The sequence below is a fragment of the Amycolatopsis sp. NPDC059657 genome (assembly GCF_042734395.1).
In the GTDB taxonomy this organism is placed as follows: Bacteria; Actinomycetota; Actinomycetes; order Mycobacteriales; family Pseudonocardiaceae; genus Amycolatopsis.
Genome location: NZ_JBHWEB010000110.1, coordinates 12,226 through 31,622, shown reverse-complemented (window position 1 = coordinate 31,622; position 19,397 = coordinate 12,226). Strand labels below are relative to the sequence as shown.

Here is a 19,397-nt window from a genome sequence, read left to right as displayed (position 1 = left end):
GTTCCAACCGTCGGCAACACTCACGACAACGTTCAGGCTCCGAAGACCTCGGGCTTGAGCCAGCCACGGGCGTTGGCGCGCAGCGCGTCCGCGTAGCCCTGCTCCGGCTCGAAGTCCGGCGGCAGGTTGCCGTTGAGCTCCAGGGTGACCAGGCCGTGCACGATGCCCCAGCAGCCGACCGCGATCGACGTCGGCGGCACGTCGATGAACACGCCGGCGTCGACGCCGATCTGCACGATCACCGCGAGCGCGTTGGCGGCTTCGGCGGCCAGGCGGACCGCTTCCTCGTTCGGCTCGAAGCCGGGGACCGATTTGGTGAACATGATCGGGTACAGGTGCGGGTCCGCGAGCGCGCTGGCCCGGTACGCCAGGCCGAGCTGGACCAGGTCCTCGATCGCGTCACCCGTGCGGGGGACCGCGGCGAGACGTCGTCCGAAACGCCGGAATCCCTCGATGTAGAGGGCGCTGACCAGATCCGGTTTGCTGCCGAAGAGCGAGTACACCGCGGTGGTCGACGTGTCGACGTCGGCGGCGAGTTTCCGCAGGCTCAGCGCCTTGGGGCCCTCGGTGGAAAGAAGCACGCCAGCGCGGTCGAGTAGCTTGACTCGCAAGGCTTCGTCGTGGGTCTTGGGGCGAGGCATGGCGGGAGTCTATCGCGGACGCTGTTACGGAACATGACCTTCGTATTTGACCTGGAGTGCACTCCAGGTCGTACCGTCAGAGCATGAGCTACTCGATTGCGGAAGCCGCTCGCCGTAGCGGGTTGTCGATCGACACCCTGAGGTACTACGAGCGCATCAAGCTGCTGGATCCGCCCGCGCGGGACACGGCGGGCAGGCGTGCGTACTCCGACGCCGACCTCACGTGGCTCGAGTTCCTGACCAAGCTGCGTACCACCGGCATGCCGATCAAGAGCATGCGTGAGTACGCCTCACTGCGCCACCGTGGCACGGCCAGTGCCGGCAGGCGCAAGGCGCTGCTGGTCGAGCAGCGGCAGGCGGTCGCCTCGCGGATCGCCGAACTCCAGTCGTGCATGGAGATTCTCAACTACAAGATCGACAACTACGACCAGATCGAGCGCAAGCACCGCGACGTGCTGGGCCTCGAGCCTGTGGTGGAGGGATTGTCAGCGTGATCAAGAAGAAGCTGGGCGCGCTCGAGGTCAGCGCACAGGGGCTCGGCTGCATGGGGATGAGCCAGGCGTACGGGGTGCGCGACAACGACGACGAGTCGATCGCGACCATCCACCGCGCGCTGGAACTGGGCGTCACGCTGCTGGACACGGCGAACGTGTACGCCGACGGGGTCAACGAGGAACTGGTCGGCCGTGCCATCGCGGACCGGCGCGACCAGGTGGTGCTGGCGTCGAAGTTCGGGATCACCTGGACCGACGGCGGAATGAAGGCGCGCGGGGGCGCGGCGTACGTGAAGCAGTGCTGCGAGGACTCGCTGCGGCGCCTCGGCGTCGACCACATCGACCTCTACTACCAGCACCGGGTCGACCCCGAGAACATCGAAGAGACCTGGGGCGCGCTGGCCGAGCTCGCCGCCGAGGGCAAGATCCGGTACGCCGGTATCTCCGAGGCCTCGGCCGAGTCGATCCGGCGCGCGCACGCGGTGTTCCCGGTGACGGCGCTGCAGAGCGAGTGGTCGCTGTGGACCAGGGGCATCGAGGACGAGGTACTGGGTGTCTGCCGTGAGCTGGGGATCGGCATCGTCCCGTTCTCGCCGCTGGGGCGCGGCTTCCTGACCGGGAACGTCACCTCGGTCGCCGATCTGCCCGCCGATGACATGCGCCGCAACCTGCCGCGCTTCGCCGAGGGGAACTTCGAGCGGAACATGGCGATCGTCGAGGCGTTGCGCGCGCTCGCCGCCGAGCGGGGCGTCACGGCGGGGCAGCTCGCGCTGGCTTGGGTTTCCAGCCACGGCGACGACGTCGTGCCGATTCCGGGCACCAAGCGCCGCAAGTATCTCGAAGAGAACGTCGCCGCCACCGGGATCGAGCTCTCGGACGCGGACATCAAGGCCATCGAAGACGCGGCGCCGCTGTCCGCGGTCGCCGGAGAGCGCTACCCCGAGTCGATCGCCCGCGCCGCCGGGAAGTAACGGTCGTGAGTGTTCCCGACGGTTCTATTGCGCGGAAAGCCGAATGTGGCTGGCTGGTGAGGGATTCCTTTACCAAGTCCGGCGGGGTGCCCGTAAGCCTCGGGCGGGCTTGAAGTGAGGGGGCCGTTGGGTGCGTAGTACGCATTCGGGGGCATCCTCGCTTCACGAGGGGGGTCCGCGAGTGGTAACTCTGGTGCATCTAACGGAGCAGAGTTGCCACTCGCCCGCAACCGTCACCGCAGACCCCGCCCGGGGCTAGGCTCCATCGCGAGCATGCACGACCCCGATCGGCTGGGGTGTGTGGGTTTTGGGGCGTTAGACGACGCAAAACCCACACACCAAGCCCCGGTGTGGAGGGTTTGCGTCGCCTAACGCCGCAAACCCTCCACAGTCACTCTTTCGTGGCCAGGGCTGAAGCGGGCCAAGGTCGCCCAGCACGACATGACCCCTTTGCCCTTCCGCCCAATAACCGGCCTGAACACTCACGACCCCCGGTGAGCGGGATGCCGCGTTACGCCGAAACGACCAGTGCGCGTGCCGAGACCTGACTGGTCTGAACCTTTCCGCCTAAGGAGGGGGTTCATTTCTTGCTGACGCTGTCAGGATGAACGCGTGCATGAAGTGGCAGACCCTTCCGGGCTCGCGCGCTTACTGCCGGTCGAAGACGATCGTGAGCCGGCCACGATCCTCGCGGACATGTTCGCGGGCGAGGGGCACAGCATCGACCTCGCCCACGACGGGCGGCGTGGCCCGCATCTCGGCCTCACCGGCCGCTACAACGTCATGGTCGTCGACAGGCGGCTGCCCGGCGTGGACGGCGGCGTGGTGCGGACCGTGCACGGGCTCGGCTACCAGATCGGCGCGCTGTGAACCGTGATCCCGAGTCGCGGATGCTCAGCCGGACGCGACGGGTGCTCACCGTGCAGATCTGGGCGGTGATCTCGCTGCTGGTCGCCGTGGTCGGCGCGGTGGCGTGGATCGTGATGCTCGACGGCCAGCACACGACCGCGCGGCACACGATCGACTGGTCGATCGAACGCGGCGTCGGCACGACCCCGCCCGGTTGCGTGTGGCTGTTCTCCGAAGAGGGCAGGGCGCCCGCCGCCCCGGTGCCTCCCGGGATGCCGCTGGACGCGACGTGGCGCGCGGTCGCCGCGGCCAAGAATCCCGTCACCGAACGGGTTTCCATGAACGGCACCGTGTACACGGTCGTCACCGAGGTCAAGGACGGCCAGGTGGTGCAGGCTTTCTTCGACGAGCACTACCAGATCGCCGACCGGGATCACCTGCTCACCGCGTTGATCGCGGCCGAGGTGCTGGTGGTCGTGGTTTCCGCGCTGGTCGGGCATTTCCTCGCGGGCCGCGCGATCAGGCCGCTCGGCGAGGCGCTGCGCAGGCAGCGCACGTTCGTCGCGGACGCCAGCCATGAGCTGCGCGCGCCGCTGACCAGGCTGCACACCCGCGCCCAGCTGCTGGCCAGGCGCGACTCAGGGCCTGAGATGGAGCAGCTCGTCAAAGGCACGCGCGAACTCGGCGAAGTCGTCGAAGACCTCTTGCTTTCCGCGCAGTTGCAGGCGTCGAGGCATCCGCCATTAGAGCCGGTCGAAATGGGCCTGCTGGCCGAAGAAGCCGTCGCCGGCGAAGCGCCCCGCGCGAGCGAACGCGGCCTGCGGATCGAGCTGCATCGTGACGAGCGGCCGTATCTGGTCCGTGGCGTGCAGACGGCGCTGCGCCGCGTGCTGACCGCGTTGCTGGACAACGCGATCGGGCATACGCCGCCTGGCGGACTCATCGTTGTCCGCCTCGGCGTGGCCGACGGTCAGCACGTGGAGATCAGCGTGCGTGACACCGGCGTCGGCTTCGAGCAGTCCGACGCGGAGCGGTTGTTCGAGCGGTTCGCGCGGGGCGAGCACGGCGACGGCAGGCGGTTCGGGCTCGGCCTCGCGCTGGTCCGCGAGGTCGTCGCCGGGCACGGCGGCACCATCTCGGCGCAAGGCGTGCCGGGTGACGGCGCCACCTTCACACTCAGGCTTCGGTCGGCGATCCGATCACCAGAGCTTTGACGGCGGCCACCACGGCGTCGACGGCGACCTGGCGTTGCTCGTGGGTGAGCGACGAGCGGATGGTGACGGTCCCGGCGTCCCAGTCCTCCTGGCCGACGATGACGACCGCCCGCGCGCCTGCCTTCTCAGCCCTTGTCAGCTCCTTGCCGAGCTTGCGCGGCTCCAGCGGGGTCGACGTGCGCAGTCCGGCTTGGCGCAGCTTCCGCGCGACCGTGCGTGCCGCGTCAGCCAGCTCTTCGTTGACCGGCACGACGACCACGTCGACCTCGGCGCGCGGCTGCGGCAGAAGGTCGTGAGTGCGCAGGAAATCCATGAGCGTGACGTCGCCGAGCGCGAACCCGATGCCGGGGATCGGCTGGTCGCCGAAGAGGTTCGCGAGCGTGTCGAACGCGCCGCCGCCGAGCAGCGCGCGGCGGTTCTCCGGCGAGGTGTCGAAGACCTCGAACACGGTCGAGGTGTAGTACGGCAGGCCGCGCACGATCAGCGGGTCGTAGCGGACCAGGCCGGTGTCGAGCACCTTGACCACAGTGGACATCGCCTTGAGTTCGTCCGGTAGCTCGTCGAGCAATGCGGGCCCGGCGGTCAGCGTCTCGCCAAGCTTCTCGAACTGCTTGTCCGCGAGGCCGATCTCCTCGGCGGCCTGCGCGATTTTCTCCGGCTCCGTCACTTCCCAGCGGTCGATCAGCGCGAGGACAAGGGGGAGATGCGGCAGCGAGATGCCGACGATGTCCGTGAGTGCCGCCGCGAGCAGGTTCCGGTCGTTGACGCGGATGGTGAACAGGTCCTTCGTGGCGCCGAGCGCGGCCAGCAGATCGTGGATCAGCTCGAAGATCTCGATCTCGCGCGCGACACCCGCCGCGCCGAAGATCTCCACGTCGAGCTGCCGGTGCTCACGCATCCGGCCACGCTGCGGACGCTCGTAGCGGAAGCAGTTCGCATCGCTGTACCAGCGCACCGGGAACTGCAGCGACTTCGCGCCTGCCACGACCGCGCGGGTCATCGACGGCGTCAGCTCGGGACGCAGCGCGAGCTTGTTGCCACCCTTGTCGGTGAGCGTGAACAGCTGCTGGTCCGACTCACGTGCGTAGAACTCCACCGGTTCGAGTGACGGGCCGTCGTAGCGGGCGTAGCCGTACCGCTCGATGACGTCGTGCAGCAGCCCGAACACCTGCGCGCGGACCGAGGTTTCGGCAGGCAGCAGGTCACGGGTGCCCTTGTAGGGCTCGGCAGGCAGGTACTCAGGCACGCTTCGCAGCGTATCGACTCCCGACCAGCACCGATACGCAAGCGCCCAGGACACAGATGACACTCGTGATGACGAAAATCTCGCTGTACTCGGTGCGCAGAGCCTCCTTGACGGCGGCTGTGTACGCGGTGAGCGCCTGCTGGAACGCCTGGTCGTCGGGGAAAAGGAACGGGATCGGCGTGTTCAGGCCCGCGGTCAAACTGTGGAACCGGTGCAGGCCCCACGCCGAGAGCGCGGCCACCCCGACCAGCATCCCGGTCATGCGCGCGACGACCACGCCGGCGGACGCGACGCCGTGCTGATCGGGCGGCACGACCTTGAGCGCGGCGGCGGACAGCGGCGCGATCACCAGCCCGAGCCCGAGCCCGACGATCGCCAGGTCGGTGTCGAGCCGGGGGAGCCCGAGCGGGTAGCTCGTGGTCAGCACGTCGACGGACCAGCCGGAGATCAGCAGGTACCCACCGGCGGCGATGAGCAGGCCGGCCATGGCGACCCAGCGGTCGCCGAACCTGGCCGCGAGCATCCCGCCCGCGACGGCGCCGATCGGCAGCGCGATGAGGAAACGCAGAAGCAGCAGCACACTGCCCTGGTCGTCTTTGCTGAGCAACGTCTGCGCGAAGAGGTCGACGTCCACAAGGGTGACCATGAGCGCGGCACCCGCGGCGACGCTCGCGCCGAGCACCGCGAAGAACCGCTTGTCCTGGATATCGAGCAGACGCGTCTTGGCCCGCCGCTCCCAGAGCACGAACGCCACGAGAGCGACGGCAGCACCCGCGAGCGTCGGCCAGCCCCAGGCGGGCAGCACGTGCTCACGCGGGTTCGGGTTGTAGAGGCCGACGACGGCCAACCCCAGCGCGACGGCCAGCAGCGAGCCGCCGGTCACGTCTATTTTGGACCGCTTGCCGTGCGTGTTCGGCACCGCGAACTGGACCGCGGCCATCGCGAGCAGCGCCAGCGGCACGTTCACCCAGAACACCCCACGCCACCCGGCGGCCGCGGCCAGCCCGATGCCGTAGAGCGGGCCGAGCACGCTGCCGAGTTCCTGCGCGGCGCCGACCGCGCCGAGGATGGTGGTGCGCCGGTGTTCGGCCCAGAGGTCGGCGGCGAGCGCCATGGTGACCGGCAGCAGCGCGCCGCTCGCGGTGCCCTGCACCAGCCTGCCGATGGTCAGCAGCGGGACGTCACCGGCGAGCGCGGTCACCGCGGACCCGATCAGGAACCCGGCGAGACACAGCTGCAGCAGCAGTTTCCGGCCGAACCGGTCGGAGGCCTGGCTGAGCAGCGGCATCGCGGCCACGTAGCCGAGCAGATAGCCGGTGACGATCGGGGTGACCTGCTCCAGCCGGTTCACCGGCACTTTCAGGTCGTCGATGATCTGCCGCAGGATCCCGATGACCACATAGGTGTCGAGCGCGCCGAGCAGGACCGCGAGGCCACCGGCTCCGATCGCGACGTGGCGACGGTTCACGCCGGCGGGGTGACCGTGACCGGCTTGTCCACATCGGACAGTGTCACGTCCACGCTGGAGTTGCTCGGCAGCACCGCGGAAGCCTTGACCGGCAAGTGTTTCCCGGCTTCAGCGAGCCAGAAGCTGACTGTCGCGTCATCGGGAGCGCCGGGCAGCAGCGTCGCCAGCACGTCCTTGGTCACCTTGCCGCTGACCTTGTACGCCGGTGTGCCGTTGATGTCCTCTTTGGCCTCGGTCTTGGGATTCTGGATGCCGGTCAGCACCTTCGCGATCCCGCGGTTCGGGTCGAGCACGGCCGACGGGTCGTAGATCGAGGCGCCGAGCGCGATCGGCACCTTCTGGTACGAGCCGGTCGGGCCCTTGATGTAGAGCGTCTCACCGGCGAGCGTGAACTCGACCTCGGTCAGCTGCCCGAACATCGAAAGCTTGCCGGTGCCTTTCGCGCCGCCCTTGGAGCCGCCCTCCTTGGTGAGGTCACCGTCGAGCGACTGCACGGTCAGCCCGGCGATGTCGCCGTTGACCCGCAAGGTGAAGTGGGCGCTCTTGACCGCGCCGATCGCCTGCGCGGCGTCCGCGATCAGCGGCCCGGCCTCCGGCAGTTTCTCCTTGGCCGTCTCGCTGTCGCTGGAACAGCCGGTGACCAGCGCCGCGGTGACCGCGAGCGCCCCGAGCAGGGTTCGGCGCTTGAACATATTCAGCATCGTAGAACGCGCGCGCCGGTTACCGTGGGAAGCAGGGGTGAATTGTGAACAGTCAGAGGGAAAGATCAGGCAAGGCGTGGGTCGAGTTCGACCAGCGCGCGCGGGGCAGTGGCCGGAACCTGGCCGGCCTCGGCCGTGAGCTGGTGCCGGACGACCTGCTCGACGTGATCTGCAAGGCGTCCGACCGTGACGGGCACGTCCGCGAGAAGGCTGTCCTGCGCATGGCGGCGGCCGGGCGTGCCGAACTGCTGCCCGCTTTGGTGCTGCGTGCCGCGGACTGGGTGCCGCAGGTGCGCGTCGCCGCCATGCGGGCACTGGTCGAGAGCCTGCGCGCGGACCTGGAGGCCGCGGTGCCCGCGCTGCTCCCGGTCGCAGTGGCCATCGGCGAGCGGCAGCACGGACGCTGGCTGCTGGGCAATCTCGAAGATTTCCTGCGTGCCGGTTCGCCGGAACTGATCCGCGCGTGCCTGCGAATCCCGGACGCGAAAGCGCGCCAAGCCGTGTCCGCGATCGTCTCGGACCGGCGGACCGTCGAGGACCTTGTGGACACCGCGTTGACCGATCGGGACACGCTGATCCGCGTTCAGTGCGCCAAGGACGCGGTGCGCAGATCGCCGGAGGTGGCCTCGATCCTGCTGCGGCGCGGCGTTTCCGGCGTCCGTGTGGTGGCGCTCTTCGCACTGCGCGAGCACACCGATCTGCTCGAAGCGGCGCTCGACGACCGGAGCGGTCATGTCCGGTCGGTCGCGCAGTATCTGTTGACGCGTGCGGGCGGCGACCCGGCGGCGCGCTATCGGGCGCTGGTGGCGGCCGGTGATCCGCCGTCGGTCGGCGCGCTGGGCGGGCTTGCGGATGTGGGCACGCCCGAGGACGCCTCGCTGGTGCTGCCGTGGCTCGCGCACCCGCTCCCGCGTGGACGCGCGGAGGTCGTCCGCGCGCTGCGGCGCTTCCGTGCGGTCTCGGTGCCGACGCTGGTGCCGTTGCTGACCGATTCGCCGGTGGTCAGCCGTCAGGTGGTGGCCGCGCTGACGGACCACGCCGCCTTGGTCGACGAGGATCACTTGTGGACTTTGGTCGACTCCGACGTGGCGCCGTTCGTCCGGATCGGCGCGCTGCGGCTGTTGCGCGAACGGGGTTCGTGGGAGCAGGCGATCACCGACCTCCGGCTGGCGATCACCCGTGACGACGAGCTGGCCCGCATCGCCCGCGAAAGCCTCGCGCACGGCTACGGCCAGCGCCTGACCTACCTCCAGCCACGCCCGGCCCAACGGGCCAGGCTGGACGCGCTGCTGGAGCGTGCGGACCCCGACCTGGCGGGCTACCTGAGGCCTTGGCTGAAGGACTCGTGAGTGGTATGGCCGGTTCTAACCGGCCATACCACTCACGACCCCAAAGCGGCCGAAAGCGCCAGCAGGGGCTGGACGTCGGTCTCGATGTCGCCGCCGCCCGGGAGCACCAGGTGCGCGCGGTGGTCGGTTTCCTCGCCGGAGGCCTGGCGGGCGAGTGCCGAGCGGAGTTCGGCCGCGGCGCCGTCCGGGTTGGCCGTGGCCAGCGTGGTGAGGTCGCCTTCGAGGTAGGGGCTGAGCTGGACGAGCCCGTCGCGGATCTCGATCACGCGCCGGTAGAAGCGGCGGTGCGCGCCGCGCGGGCGCGGGCCGGAGTTCAGCACGATGTTCGGGTAGGCCTCGACCAGCACCGTCCACAAGGGACTCAAGCGTTCGTACTGCCTGCGGTGGCTGCGACGGCGGCGCAGCGCGTCGATCCGCGCGCGCACGCCGGGATAGGTGATGCCGGAAAGGAAAAGCAGTGCGCCGACGATCACCAGGATGATGCCCAGCGTCAGCAGGATCGGCACGGTCGGGCCGAGCACCCACGCGATGATGATGTACAGCGCGCGCACACCGGCGCCCAGCGCGAGCGAGGCCATCCCGGCGCCCGCGATCCGCAGGCCGACCGAGAGGTTACGGTCGGCCGTGCGCTGATACCGCAGCATCCAGCGGAAACACGCGATCAGCCCGTAGAACATGTACAGCCCGGCGCTGAGGTAGAACACCGCGAAGCTGGCGATGTGCACGTTGTCTTTGTTCAGCGACTGGCCGCGGATCTCCGCGGGCATGGCGGTCAGCGAGACCGTCAGCAGCACGAGTACCACGCCCAGCGGGATCAGCTCGACGGCGACGCGGCGATAGCGCTGCGGGCCCAATGCCGAGCCAAGGAAGAAGATCAAGAGCGCGCAGAGGCCGACGGTCAGCACGACATTGCTGGCGAGCCTGCTCACGCCGTTGCCCGCGAAATCGTCGATCCAGTCGTCGACGACCTTCTGCTGGGTCAGGAAAGAGCCCAGGAAACAGGCGATCGTGATCATCACGGCCCACGCGGGCAGACTGCGCGGCGTGCGTTTGATCTGGTAGATCCGCCAGCCGAGCGCGACGGAGAACAGCACCATGGCAACGATGTTGATGGGACTGAAAAGACTCACAGCCACCCTTGATGGTCGCCGAGTGTGCCCTGGATACGGCGGAGATCATGGTCCTGGGCACGCTGCGGAATCGTGTAGTTCAAGACCGCGGCCCATTCGAGGATGATCGTGGCGACGGTCTCGGCTTCCCATTCGTGGGCCTCATCGTAGGAGGTCCGGCGCAGTGCGCGGCCGATGGCGTCGCTGTCGATGTCCGGTGGCAGTCCCGGCAGGAAGTCGCCTGGCGTGGCGTCACCGCCGGGATGGTGATCGGCGAGGATGTGCCCCAGCTCGTGCAGGATGATGTGATCCTGGTGCGATTTGGTGGTTTCCTGCTGGTAGAAGATGTAGTCGGCGCTCGAGGTGGCGATCCAGCAGCCGAACGGACCTGGCACCTCGAGCGGGTACGGCATCAGCCGGATCGGCTTGCCGCGCTGCTCGCCGAGGCGGGCGCAGAGCTGGACGACATCGAGCGGTGGCTCGATGTCGAGCTGTTTGAGCAGTCTGCGGCACCGCTTGCGAAGCTGCCGCTCGTTCATGGCTCTTCGGTCTTGTGCCGTTCGGCTCGCTCGTACCGTTCGACGAGATCGAGCAGGTCCATCACCTGGCGCCTGCCCTCCGGCGAGAGCTCCTGCGCCCGCATCGCCATCAGCTTCGCCTCGCCGCGCGCCGGCTCCGGCTCGGCCTGCACTCCGTCGAAGAAGTACGTGACCGGCACACTGAACAGCTTCGCCAGCGCCTCGACGTAGTGGATCTTCGGGTTGATGCGCTTGCCGGTCGCCAGCTGCTGGATGTACGCCGACGACATCGCCGGACCGCCCGCCGCCTCGATGGCCGAGGACATCTCGCGGTAGCTGTGCGGCGCTTCCCCGTTCGCGCGCGCCGCGTCGATCAAGGCGCTCAGCTTCGTGGCGAACGTCTGGTCGTCGGTCACGTCCGCCTCCTTCCTCGGTAGCCGCAGTGTAACGCGGAGCCATTTGTACACACATGTTGACAGATGCTGTATGCAGTGGTTTACAGTGTGGCGACTTGCGGCCCGCGACGGAGGCAACCCCTGTTTTTGCCCGCTTTCGCACCCTGGGGGTGCGCGGAAGCAACATCAGGGGGTGTTCCCCTCGTGCGGGGCCGGGTGGATGTAGTACGCTCTTGGTGTCGAGGTTGATCGTCTTCACGACGAACCCTCGACCATCGGCCTGTTGCCGGAGGTCGACCCCCAGGGCTTCCGGTGACAGGCCCCCTTAATTTCCAGGGGTTCTCAGGGCATCAGCCCTGCTCCGAGCGTCGCACCCAGTTCCCAGCAAGCCGCGAGATCATCCTTCGACGGCTCCCCGGTGACGAGCACGGGCGCCGCCGCTTTTTCCCAACCCAGTCCAGTTGTAATGGATTCGATCCCGCGCACGGTCCCGGCCAGGTCACTGTTGCCGTGCACATAGAAGCCGAACGGCCTGCCCCGAGTCGCGTCCAGGCAGGGGTAGTAGACGGTGTCGAAGAACACCTTGGCCGCGCCGCTCATGTACCCGAGGTTCGCCGGCGTGCCGAGCAGGATCCCGTCGGCCGCGAGCACGTCCGACACGGTCGCGCCCAGCGCGGGCCTGCGCACGACGTCGACACCCTCGATCTCGGGATCGGTCGCGCCGGAGACGACGGCCTCGAACATCGCCTGCGTCGACGGCGAAGGCGTGTGATGCACGATCAAGAGCGTTGCCATGGTCGTGAGTGTTGCCGACGGTGCTATGAGACGGAAGGGCAACGTGGCGTCCAAGTCCGGGATTCAGCGGGCTTTATCTCGGCCTGGCCTGGTCAAAGCGAGGGTGCCCTCGAGTGCGTACAACGCACCCAAGGGCCCCCTCGCTTCACGTCCACCCGAGGCTTGAGCGCACCTCGGGTGGACGTGGCGAAGAAGTCCCTCACCAGCCAGCACCGAACACGCCACGGTGTTCATGCAACACTCACGACACCTCAGGCGAAGAGTGCCTCGACATCGGCACGCAGGGCCGCCAGCCGCTTGGCCGCCGCATCGCGAGCCTCGGCCAGCTCACCGGTCACGGTTTCCTTCACCTGCAGGTAGGCCTTCAGCTTCGGCTCGGTGCCGGAAGGTCGGATGACCACCCGGACGCCCTCGCCGAGAAGCCGCAACCCGTCCGTTTCCGGCAGCAGGTCCGTCAACGTCACATCGACGCCGCCCAAAGCAGCGGGCGGCGCGGCGCGCAGGCCTGCCATCAACTGGCCGCGGACCGAGAGATCCGTGACGCGCAAGGAAACCTGGTCCGTCAGATGCACCCCGTGCTGGACGTACAGCTCGTCCAGCACCTCCGGCAAAGTTCGCCCGGCCGCCTTCAAGGTCGCCGCGTACCCGGCCGACAGTACCGCCGCCGCGATCCCGTCCTTGTCACGCACGAACCCGGGGTTCACGCAAAGACCCAGCGCCTCTTCGTAAGCGAAGACCAGGCCTTCGCCCGCGCGCGCGAGCCACTTGAAGCCGGTGAGGGTCTCCTTGTAGCGCGCGCCGTGTGCCGCGGCGATCTCGCCGAGCATCGAGGAGGACACGATCGTGGTGGCCACCAAGGGGTCCGGAGTCTCCACAGTGGACAAAATGTGAGAGCCGAGCAGTACGCCGGTCTCGTCGCCGCGCAGCATTCGCCAGGTGCCGCCGACGCGGACGCCCAGCGCGCAGCGGTCGGCGTCGGGGTCGAGTGCGATGGCCAGGTCGGCGTCCACTTCGGACGCGAGCGCGAGCAGGAGGTCCGTCGCGCCCGGCTCTTCGGGGTTGGGGAAGGACACCGTGGGGAAGTCGGGGTCCGGCGCCGACTGGGCCTCGACAAGCGTCAGGTCCGTGAAACCGGCGCGCGCGAACGCCTTGCGCAAGGTCTCCGCGCCGACGCCGTGCAACGCGGTCGCGACGACTTTCAGCGCACGCTCGGGGCCGCGTGGCAGCGACGAAACCCGGTCCAGGTAAGCGTCGACCAGGTCGACGGTCACCGCGCCCGGCGCGCGGGGCACCGAAACGGCGCCGGGTGCCGCTTCGATCGCGCGCTCGATCTCGCCGTCCGAAGGCGGGACGATCTGGGCGCCGGAAGCGTCGTAGAGCTTGTAGCCGTTGTCAGCGGGCGGGTTGTGCGAAGCGGTGATCTGCACGCCGGCCACCGCGCCCAGCTCGCGGACCGCGAACGCCAGCACCGGCGTCGGCAGCGGACCTGGCAGTGTCTTGACGGCGAAACCGGCCGCGGAAAGGACCTCCGCGACGGCCGTCGCGAACGCTTCGGAGCCGTGGCGGGCGTCACGGCCGACGACGACCGTGCCGCCGGAATGCCCGTGCGCCAGCAGCCAGGTCGCGACACCGGCCGTGGTGCGCGTGACCACGGCGACGTTCATGCCGTTCGGGCCCGCACGAACCGGGCCGCGCAGTCCGGCCGTGCCGAATTCGAGTGGGCCGGACATGCGGTCTTCGAGGTCTTCGAGTGCCGCGGCCTCGCCGCCCATCGCGCGCGCGAGCACGCCCTGCAGCTCGGCGCGGGAGTCGGCGTCGGCGTCGTCGGCGATCCAGCGAAAGGCCTTGTCGCGCAGCGCCGGCGTTAATGCGGTGGTCACCGCGTCAGCGTACGGGGTACGTTGGAAAGGGTGAAATTGTTGTTCACCTCTCTGGGGTCACACGGTCATACTTATCCACTACTCCCGCTCGCCGTCGCCGCCCGCAAAGCCGGGCATGAAGTCATTTTCGCGACAGGTGAAGCACTTCTGCCGAGCCTGCGCAAGGCCGGTCTGGACACCGCCGCCGTCACGATCGACATCTCCAGCGGTTTCGCCGCGGTCGTCGGTGAGGGCACTTGGCCACCGCCGGAAGACGAGCTGCCGAAGATCGTCGCCAAGGTCTTCGGCGACGCGCTGCCGAGGCTGGCCGTCGAAAAACTGAAGCCGGTGCTGGAAGCCGAGCGGCCCGATCTCGTCGTGTACGAATCCGGCAATCCCGGCGGTGGGTTCGCCGCCAAGCTGGCCGGAATTCCGGCTGTGGCACACGGTTTCGGCCGGGTCTCCGTCGGAGACCTGACGGAGAGCATCGCGAAGCCGCTCATGGACTACGCCGCCGAGCTCGGCATCGAGCTGGCCGGGCCGCTCATGATCGGCGACCCGTACATCGACATTTGCCCGGAATCCGTGCAGGCGCCCGATTTCATGGCCGCCAACGAGCGCATCCCGCTCCGCCCGGTCGGCTGGAACGAGCCCGGCGAGCTGCCGGGACTCGTTCATGAGGACGAGCCGCTGGTCTACCTGACCCTCGGCACCGCGTTCGGCAACGTCGACGTGCTCAAGGGCGCGATCGAAGGCCTCGCCAAGCTGCCGGTCAACGTACTCGTCGCGGCCGGCCCGTCCGTCGATGTCGATGCGCTCGGCGGCGTGCCGTCGAATGTCCACTTGGCTGCTTGGGTTCCGCAGGCGGACCTGCTGCCGCATGTCGCGCTCGTCGTCCACCACGGTGGCAGCGGCACCACGCTCGGCACGTTCGCCGCCGGTCACCCCCAGCTGGTCATCCCGCAGGGTGCCGACCAGTTCACCAACGCCGAAGCGGTGCTCGCCGCGGGCGTCGGAACGCGGTTGCTGCCGGACGAGTTCACCGCCGAGGCCGTGTACGAGCAGGCCAAGTCGTTGCTGGAGGACGAAACCGTTCAGACGGCCGCGAAGCGTCTCGCCGAAGAGGTCGCCTCGATGCCGTCACCGGACGACGTCGCGGCTCAGCTCCCGGCTTACGCGAAGCCTCGCTGAAACCAGTGAAGGCCTCGTTCACCCGATGAACGAGGCCTTCACTCGGAACGCTAGGCGCGCGCGACCAGATCGCGCAGCAGGGTGCCCATGCGGGTGGCCGAAGCGCGGCCCGCCTCGAGCACCTCTTCGTGGTTCAGCGGCTCGCCGGTGATGCCGGCGGCCAGGTTGGTCACCAGCGAAAGCCCGAACACCTCGATGCCTGCGGCACGCGCCGCGATGGCCTCGAGCACGGTCGACATGCCGACCAGGTCCGCGCCCATGGTGCGCAGCATGCGGATCTCGGCCGGGGTCTCGAAGTGCGGGCCTGGCAGCCCGGCGTAGACGCCCTCGGCCAGCGTCGGGTCGATCTCCAGCGCCAGCGCGCGCAGGCGCGGGGAGTACAGGTCGGTCAGGTCGACGAAGTTCGCGCCGACGATCGGGGAGCGCGCGGTCAGGTTCAGGTGGTCCGAGATCAGCACCGGCTGACCGACCGCGAAACCTTCACGCAGCCCACCGGCCGCGTTGGTCAGCAGCACCGACTTCGCGCCAGCCGCTGCCGCGGTGCGCACGTTGTGCACCACCGGGTCCATGCCCTTGCCCTCGTACAGGTGCGTGCGGCCGAGCAGCACCAGCGCGTGCTTGTCGCCGACCTTCACCGACCGCGCGGTGCCACCGTGGCCGACGGCGCCCGGCGTGACGAATCCCGGCAGTTCGCCGAGCGGGATCTCCGCGGTCGGCTCGCCGATGACATCGGCGGCTGGGCGCCAGCCGGAGCCCAGCACCACCGCGATGTCGTGTTGGGCGACGCCGGTCCGTTCGGCGATGACGGCGGCGGCTTCGTTCTCACTCATGAACCGCAGCGTATCCGGGCTCGCTGCGTGACCGTTCCCGTACAGCCAGGAACACCAGCACCCCGATCGGGGACAGGAAGATGGTCAGCAACAGGATCAGGCTCACCACCACCGGATGAATGCCGCGCTCACGTCCCTGCAGGTACATCCACCTGCCGATGAACAGGTCGAACGCGACCACATGCGCCCAGATCGCGGCCGCGCCGTACGGCTGGGCTAGAAACGCCCGCAACGCACCGAGATCCGGCCTGGACACGACCGTCCACAGCTCACCGAAGTGCGGCACCACGAACCAGAAGTACGAGATCAAGGGCAGCGTGGTCACCCACGGCGAGGCGACGAGCTTGCGCGTCCACCCCCAGGAGGGCGCGAGGATCATCACCGCCCAGAACGGCGCCGCCAGGTAAAAGGCCAAGTCGAACATCACGCCGCCACCAGATCACGGTCGTCGGCAGGCGTCGAGACGGCCCACAGGCCGGCGATCGCCGCGAGCCCGGTGAGGCCCGCCAAAGCCAGCCAGGTCAGCCCGTCCGGGTGAATCAGCGACTGCCCGCGCAGCGCCTGCCAGGTCACCAGCCCGGTCAGCCCGGCGTAGAACCCCGCCGCGACGAAGGTCAGCCGCAGCCGGGCGACGCCCGAACGCAGCCGCGGGATCCGGATGGCCAGCACTCCGAGCAGCAGCACGAACAGCGGCAGCGCCTGCAGCGCGTGCATCCCGACGAAGTGCGGGATCCGCAGGTCGCCGCCGGTGGTGCTCCAGCCGGTGATCGGCATGATCGGCCCGCCGTCCTCGACACCGACGCTGTGCGCGCCGATGAACGTCGGCGCGGCGCCACTCTTCATGGTCGCCATCTGCCGCGCGGTCGGGCCGGTCATGAGGAACCCGAGCCCGAGGCCGATCAGCGACAGCACCCCGCCGAGCCGGATCGCCCAGCGCGACGCGGCGTCGGCGATCTTCGCGCGGAACATCAGCCCGGTCAGCGCGAGCGTGAACAGCCAGAGCACGACGATCGACGAGCCCATGACCGACCACAGCGTCGAGTCGAGCGGCGTGGCCACGTTGAAGTGCATGGCGTGCCCGCGAATCGCCTGGACCAGCAGCAGCGCGTACTCCAGGAAGAGGATGGCGACGATCCCGGTCGACAGCCGGTTCGCCCACTTCCGTTTCGGCAGCAGCGAGACCATCCAGCCCCAGGTCAGCCCGTAGATGCCGATCGAGACCGCGAACTTGAACGGTTTCAGCCAGATGGGCGCCCCGATGAGCACCCGGTCGTCGAACAGCAGCCCCCCGATGCTCACCACGGTCATCACCGCCATGGCGCCCGCGAGCACCATCATCGGCCGATGCCAGGTGGCCGTGCGTTGCGCCAGATCACGCGCTGTAGACATGAGCGGTCTCCCCAAGACAGATATGGATAGTGAAGCTCTCCGTTATGGAAAGCTATACTATCCATCCTGAGAATGTCCACAGGAAAGGTGAAACGCTCCATGCGCATGGCCGAGCTCAGCAGCGCGTCCGGGGTGCCGGTCGCGACGATCAAGTACTACCTGCGCGAAGGCCTGCTCCAGCCCGGCGAGCGCACCAGCCCCAACCAGGCGCGCTACGGCGAAGCCCACGTCCGGCGGCTCAAGCTGGTCCGCGCGCTGATCGACGTCGGCGGCCTGTCGATCGCCGCCGTGCAGGAAACGCTCGCCGCGATCGACGACCACGTGTCCACGCACTCGGCGCTGGGTTTCGCGCAGAAGGGCATCACGGTGCCCGACGTCGTCGTCGACGAGGAGACGCGAGCCTGGGCGCTGGGCCGCTTCGAACCCATCGCGAAGGAGCATGGCTGGGAACCCTGCGACGACGATCCGGCCGTCGAGACCCTGATCAGCGTGATGAGCGCCTTCCGCGACCTCGGCCACGAGAACCTGCTCGACGGCTTGCCCCGGTACGCGGAAGCCGTGCGGCGGATCGCGGAACAGGACCTGGCCAGCCTCGCCGGGATGAAGTCGGTCGAACAGATCGTGGAGAGCGCCGCGGTGGGCACCGTGCTCGGCGACACGCTGCTGATGGCGCTACGCCGGATCGCCCAGCAGGAGGTTTCAGAGCGGGTCTACGGCAAGGACTAGGCCTTCGGCGAGAACGTCTTCAAGATCTTGTCGAACAGTTCGGCCCTGCCCGCCTGCTCCTGCTCGACCGGCACCGTCACCGAGACCACCCAGAGGCTGTTGTTCTGCCGGAAGACGTGCGCGAACGTCGTCCGCGTCGCCTTGGGCGTGTCGGGCGACGGCTCCCGCTCGACGATGAACTTGCCGCCGGCGGGCTCCTGGGTGCGGAAGGTGAGGACGAGGTCGTGCTCACTGAGCGCGCGCCGGTCGATCGGGCCGGGGATCGGCCAGGTCTGGCGCAGCCAGGTGATGAACGCGTCGAGCTGCTGGTACCTGGGGTAGTAGTCGACGAACCGCTGGACGTTGACCGTGCGGGTGCCGTCCGGCGCGATGAACTGGACGACGGTGTTCGGCGCCAGCTTGCTGGTGGGCGACTGCGTGACGAACCGGGCCCAGCCCTCGGGCGCCATGATGGTGAAGGCCCCGCCGACGGTGCCCTTGTTCGGGGTGGCGTCGCCCTCCTGCGCCACCAGGTTCAGCGGCTGCGCCGGGATGCCCGTGTCGGTCACGCTCGACGTCGGCTCGCTGCGCGGCGGGGCGATCGGCTTGCCGCCGACCGTCCTGGCCAGCGCGAACCCGCCGCCCGCCGCGAGCAGGAACAGCAGGATCGCGGTGAGGGTGAGCGCCAGCCCGGCCGTCAGGCTCCGGCCCTTGACCGGCGGCGCGGCGGCCGTGAGCACCGGCGCCTGCTCTTTCATGAACGGCAGTGGCCCGGGGTCCGAAGCCAGCGCCGAGCTGGTGTCTTCGGCCCTCTTCGGGGTGACCTTGATGACCTGCGTGTCCGTCGGCGCGGGCTGCGCGGAGGTCTTCTTGCCGTCCGGGGTGTGGAAGAGCTCGGCGGGGAAGGTGTCGTGCGGGCTCTTCGGCTGAAGCGGGTGCAGGCGCTGGCGCACCTCGCGCAGCGAGAGCCGTGCCGTCGGCTCCTTGTCCATCAGCGCGGTGATGATCTCGGCCAGTGGCCCGTCTGACGGTTTCGGCACGTCGCCGTTGACGACCTTGCCGACCGTCTCCAGCGGATCGCCGTCGGCGTCGTACGGCGGGTTGCCCTCGACGGCGGCGAACAGCGTCGCGCCGAGGCCCCACAGGTCGGCGCCGCCGGTCACCGGGCCGCCGGAGGCGACCTCCGGCGCGATGTAGGCGGGCGAGCCCAGCATGATGCCGGTCTTCGTCATGGTCGACTCGGACACGTTGCGCGCGATGCCGAAGTCGGTGAGCTTGATGCGGCCGTCCTCGGCGATCAGCACGTTGCCCGGTTTGACGTCACGGTGCGTGATCCCGGCGGCGTGCGCGGCCTGCAGCGCGGCGGCGACGGCGCTGCCGACGGCGGCGGCCTGTTCGACGCTCAGCGGGCCGTGGTCGCGCAGCAGCTCCGAAAGGCTGCGTGAGGGCAGCAGCTCCATCACCACGAACGGGTCACCGTTCTCGCTGGCGATGTCGTGCAGGATGATCACGTTCGGGTGCGAGAGCACGGCGATCGCGCGCGCCTCGCGCAGTGTCCGCTCGCGGAGTTCGTCGACCTGGGCGGCCGGAACCCCGTGCGGCATCTTCATTTCCTTGACCGCCACCGGCCGGTGCAGGAACTCGTCGTAGGCGGACCAGACGGTGCCCATGGA

20 protein-coding genes are annotated in these 19,397 nt (G+C 68.8%); 7 read left to right on the top strand and 13 right to left on the bottom strand.

The window, feature by feature from the left end; genetic code table 11:
* Positions 1–32 precede the first annotated feature (32 nt).
* Positions 33–641 (bottom strand): TetR/AcrR family transcriptional regulator, encoded by a 609-nt coding sequence (locus ACFV15_RS38230; protein ID WP_378357041.1) that lies wholly within the window; start codon positions 639–641, stop codon positions 33–35.
* 83 nt (positions 642–724) lie between these two features.
* Between ACFV15_RS38230 and ACFV15_RS38225 the strand changes: the two genes are divergently transcribed.
* The 4 genes from ACFV15_RS38225 to ACFV15_RS38210 all read left to right on the top strand — a co-directional run bounded on the left by ACFV15_RS38225 (position 725) and on the right by ACFV15_RS38210 (position 4,169).
* Positions 725–1,135 (top strand): MerR family transcriptional regulator, encoded by a 411-nt coding sequence (locus ACFV15_RS38225; RefSeq protein ID WP_091293969.1) that lies wholly within the window; start codon positions 725–727, stop codon positions 1,133–1,135.
* A 50-nt stretch (positions 1,136–1,185) separates the two neighbouring features.
* A complete protein-coding gene (locus tag ACFV15_RS38220; protein WP_378357047.1) occupies positions 1,186–2,106 on the top strand; it encodes an aldo/keto reductase in 921 nt (306 codons plus the stop codon).
* Between the two features lie 612 nt (positions 2,107–2,718).
* Positions 2,719–2,976 (top strand): hypothetical protein, encoded by a 258-nt coding sequence (locus ACFV15_RS38215; RefSeq protein ID WP_378357040.1) that lies wholly within the window; start codon positions 2,719–2,721, stop codon positions 2,974–2,976.
* Complete coding sequence (locus ACFV15_RS38210) at positions 2,973–4,169, top strand: sensor histidine kinase (protein ID WP_378357039.1); 1,197 nt, start codon at positions 2,973–2,975, stop codon at positions 4,167–4,169. Before ACFV15_RS38215 ends, ACFV15_RS38210 begins: the two co-directional genes overlap by 4 nt.
* Here the strand turns inward: ACFV15_RS38210 and hisS are convergent.
* Genes hisS through ACFV15_RS38195 form a run of 3 tightly spaced genes read right to left on the bottom strand, consistent with a single transcriptional unit; the run spans position 4,132 to position 7,575 of the window.
* Positions 4,132–5,415 (bottom strand): histidine--tRNA ligase, encoded by a 1,284-nt coding sequence (hisS, locus tag ACFV15_RS38205; RefSeq protein WP_378357038.1) that lies wholly within the window; start codon positions 5,413–5,415, stop codon positions 4,132–4,134. The genes ACFV15_RS38210 and hisS overlap by 38 nt on opposite strands.
* A complete protein-coding gene (locus tag ACFV15_RS38200) occupies positions 5,408–6,883 on the bottom strand; it encodes an MFS transporter (protein ID WP_378357036.1) in 1,476 nt (491 codons plus the stop codon). Before ACFV15_RS38200 ends, hisS begins: the two co-directional genes overlap by 8 nt.
* Entirely contained in the window at positions 6,880–7,575 is a 696-nt protein-coding gene (locus tag ACFV15_RS38195) for an LppX_LprAFG lipoprotein (RefSeq protein ID WP_378357034.1), read from the bottom strand. The genes ACFV15_RS38200 and ACFV15_RS38195 overlap by 4 nt, the downstream gene beginning before the upstream one ends.
* Positions 7,576–7,628: 53 nt before the next feature.
* Between ACFV15_RS38195 and ACFV15_RS38190 the strand changes: the two genes are divergently transcribed.
* Entirely contained in the window at positions 7,629–8,933 is a 1,305-nt protein-coding gene (locus ACFV15_RS38190; protein WP_378357033.1) for a hypothetical protein, read from the top strand.
* A 32-nt stretch (positions 8,934–8,965) separates the two neighbouring features.
* Here ACFV15_RS38190 and ACFV15_RS38185 read toward each other — a convergent pair whose 3' ends face one another.
* The 5 genes from ACFV15_RS38185 to ACFV15_RS38165 form a co-directional block, all read right to left on the bottom strand.
* Positions 8,966–10,030 carry an MAB_1171c family putative transporter gene (locus ACFV15_RS38185; protein ID WP_378357031.1) on the bottom strand — a complete coding sequence of 355 codons (1,065 nt, stop codon included), beginning with the start codon at positions 10,028–10,030 and terminating at the stop codon, positions 8,966–8,968.
* 29 nt (positions 10,031–10,059) lie between these two features.
* Positions 10,060–10,581 (bottom strand): hypothetical protein, encoded by a 522-nt coding sequence (locus ACFV15_RS38180; RefSeq protein ID WP_378357030.1) that lies wholly within the window; start codon positions 10,579–10,581, stop codon positions 10,060–10,062.
* On the bottom strand, positions 10,578–10,976 hold the full coding sequence (locus ACFV15_RS38175) for an XRE family transcriptional regulator (protein WP_378357029.1): 399 nt from the start codon (positions 10,974–10,976) through the stop codon (positions 10,578–10,580). The genes ACFV15_RS38180 and ACFV15_RS38175 overlap by 4 nt, the downstream gene beginning before the upstream one ends.
* Positions 10,977–11,297: 321 nt before the next feature.
* Positions 11,298–11,750, bottom strand: coding sequence for a flavodoxin family protein (locus tag ACFV15_RS38170; RefSeq protein ID WP_378357028.1), 453 nt, complete (start codon positions 11,748–11,750; stop codon positions 11,298–11,300).
* Positions 11,751–12,001: 251 nt separating this feature from the next.
* Positions 12,002–13,630, bottom strand: coding sequence for a phospho-sugar mutase (locus tag ACFV15_RS38165; RefSeq protein WP_378357026.1), 1,629 nt, complete (start codon positions 13,628–13,630; stop codon positions 12,002–12,004).
* 30 nt (positions 13,631–13,660) lie between these two features.
* Between ACFV15_RS38165 and ACFV15_RS38160 the strand changes: the two genes are divergently transcribed.
* A complete protein-coding gene (locus ACFV15_RS38160; RefSeq protein ID WP_378357024.1) occupies positions 13,661–14,800 on the top strand; it encodes a glycosyltransferase in 1,140 nt (379 codons plus the stop codon).
* A 50-nt stretch (positions 14,801–14,850) separates the two neighbouring features.
* Here ACFV15_RS38160 and ACFV15_RS38155 read toward each other — a convergent pair whose 3' ends face one another.
* Genes ACFV15_RS38155 through ACFV15_RS38145 form a run of 3 tightly spaced genes read right to left on the bottom strand, consistent with a single transcriptional unit; the run spans position 14,851 to position 17,019 of the window.
* A complete protein-coding gene (locus ACFV15_RS38155) occupies positions 14,851–15,630 on the bottom strand; it encodes a purine-nucleoside phosphorylase (RefSeq protein WP_378357022.1) in 780 nt (259 codons plus the stop codon).
* A complete protein-coding gene (locus ACFV15_RS38150) occupies positions 15,623–16,054 on the bottom strand; it encodes an ABA4-like family protein (RefSeq protein ID WP_378357046.1) in 432 nt (143 codons plus the stop codon). Before ACFV15_RS38150 ends, ACFV15_RS38155 begins: the two co-directional genes overlap by 8 nt.
* Positions 16,054–17,019, bottom strand: a complete 966-nt coding sequence (locus tag ACFV15_RS38145; RefSeq protein ID WP_378357020.1) for a hypothetical protein — start codon at positions 17,017–17,019, stop codon at positions 16,054–16,056. Before ACFV15_RS38145 ends, ACFV15_RS38150 begins: the two co-directional genes overlap by 1 nt.
* Before the next feature lie 99 nt (positions 17,020–17,118).
* Between ACFV15_RS38145 and ACFV15_RS38140 the strand changes: the two genes are divergently transcribed.
* Positions 17,119–17,745 (top strand): MerR family transcriptional regulator, encoded by a 627-nt coding sequence (locus ACFV15_RS38140; RefSeq protein WP_378357019.1) that lies wholly within the window; start codon positions 17,119–17,121, stop codon positions 17,743–17,745.
* Here the strand turns inward: ACFV15_RS38140 and ACFV15_RS38135 are convergent.
* Positions 17,742–19,394 (bottom strand): serine/threonine-protein kinase, encoded by a 1,653-nt coding sequence (locus ACFV15_RS38135; RefSeq protein ID WP_378357044.1) that lies wholly within the window; start codon positions 19,392–19,394, stop codon positions 17,742–17,744. The two genes, ACFV15_RS38140 and ACFV15_RS38135, sit on opposite strands and share 4 nt — an antisense overlap.
* Between the last annotated feature and the right edge of the window lie 3 nt (positions 19,395–19,397).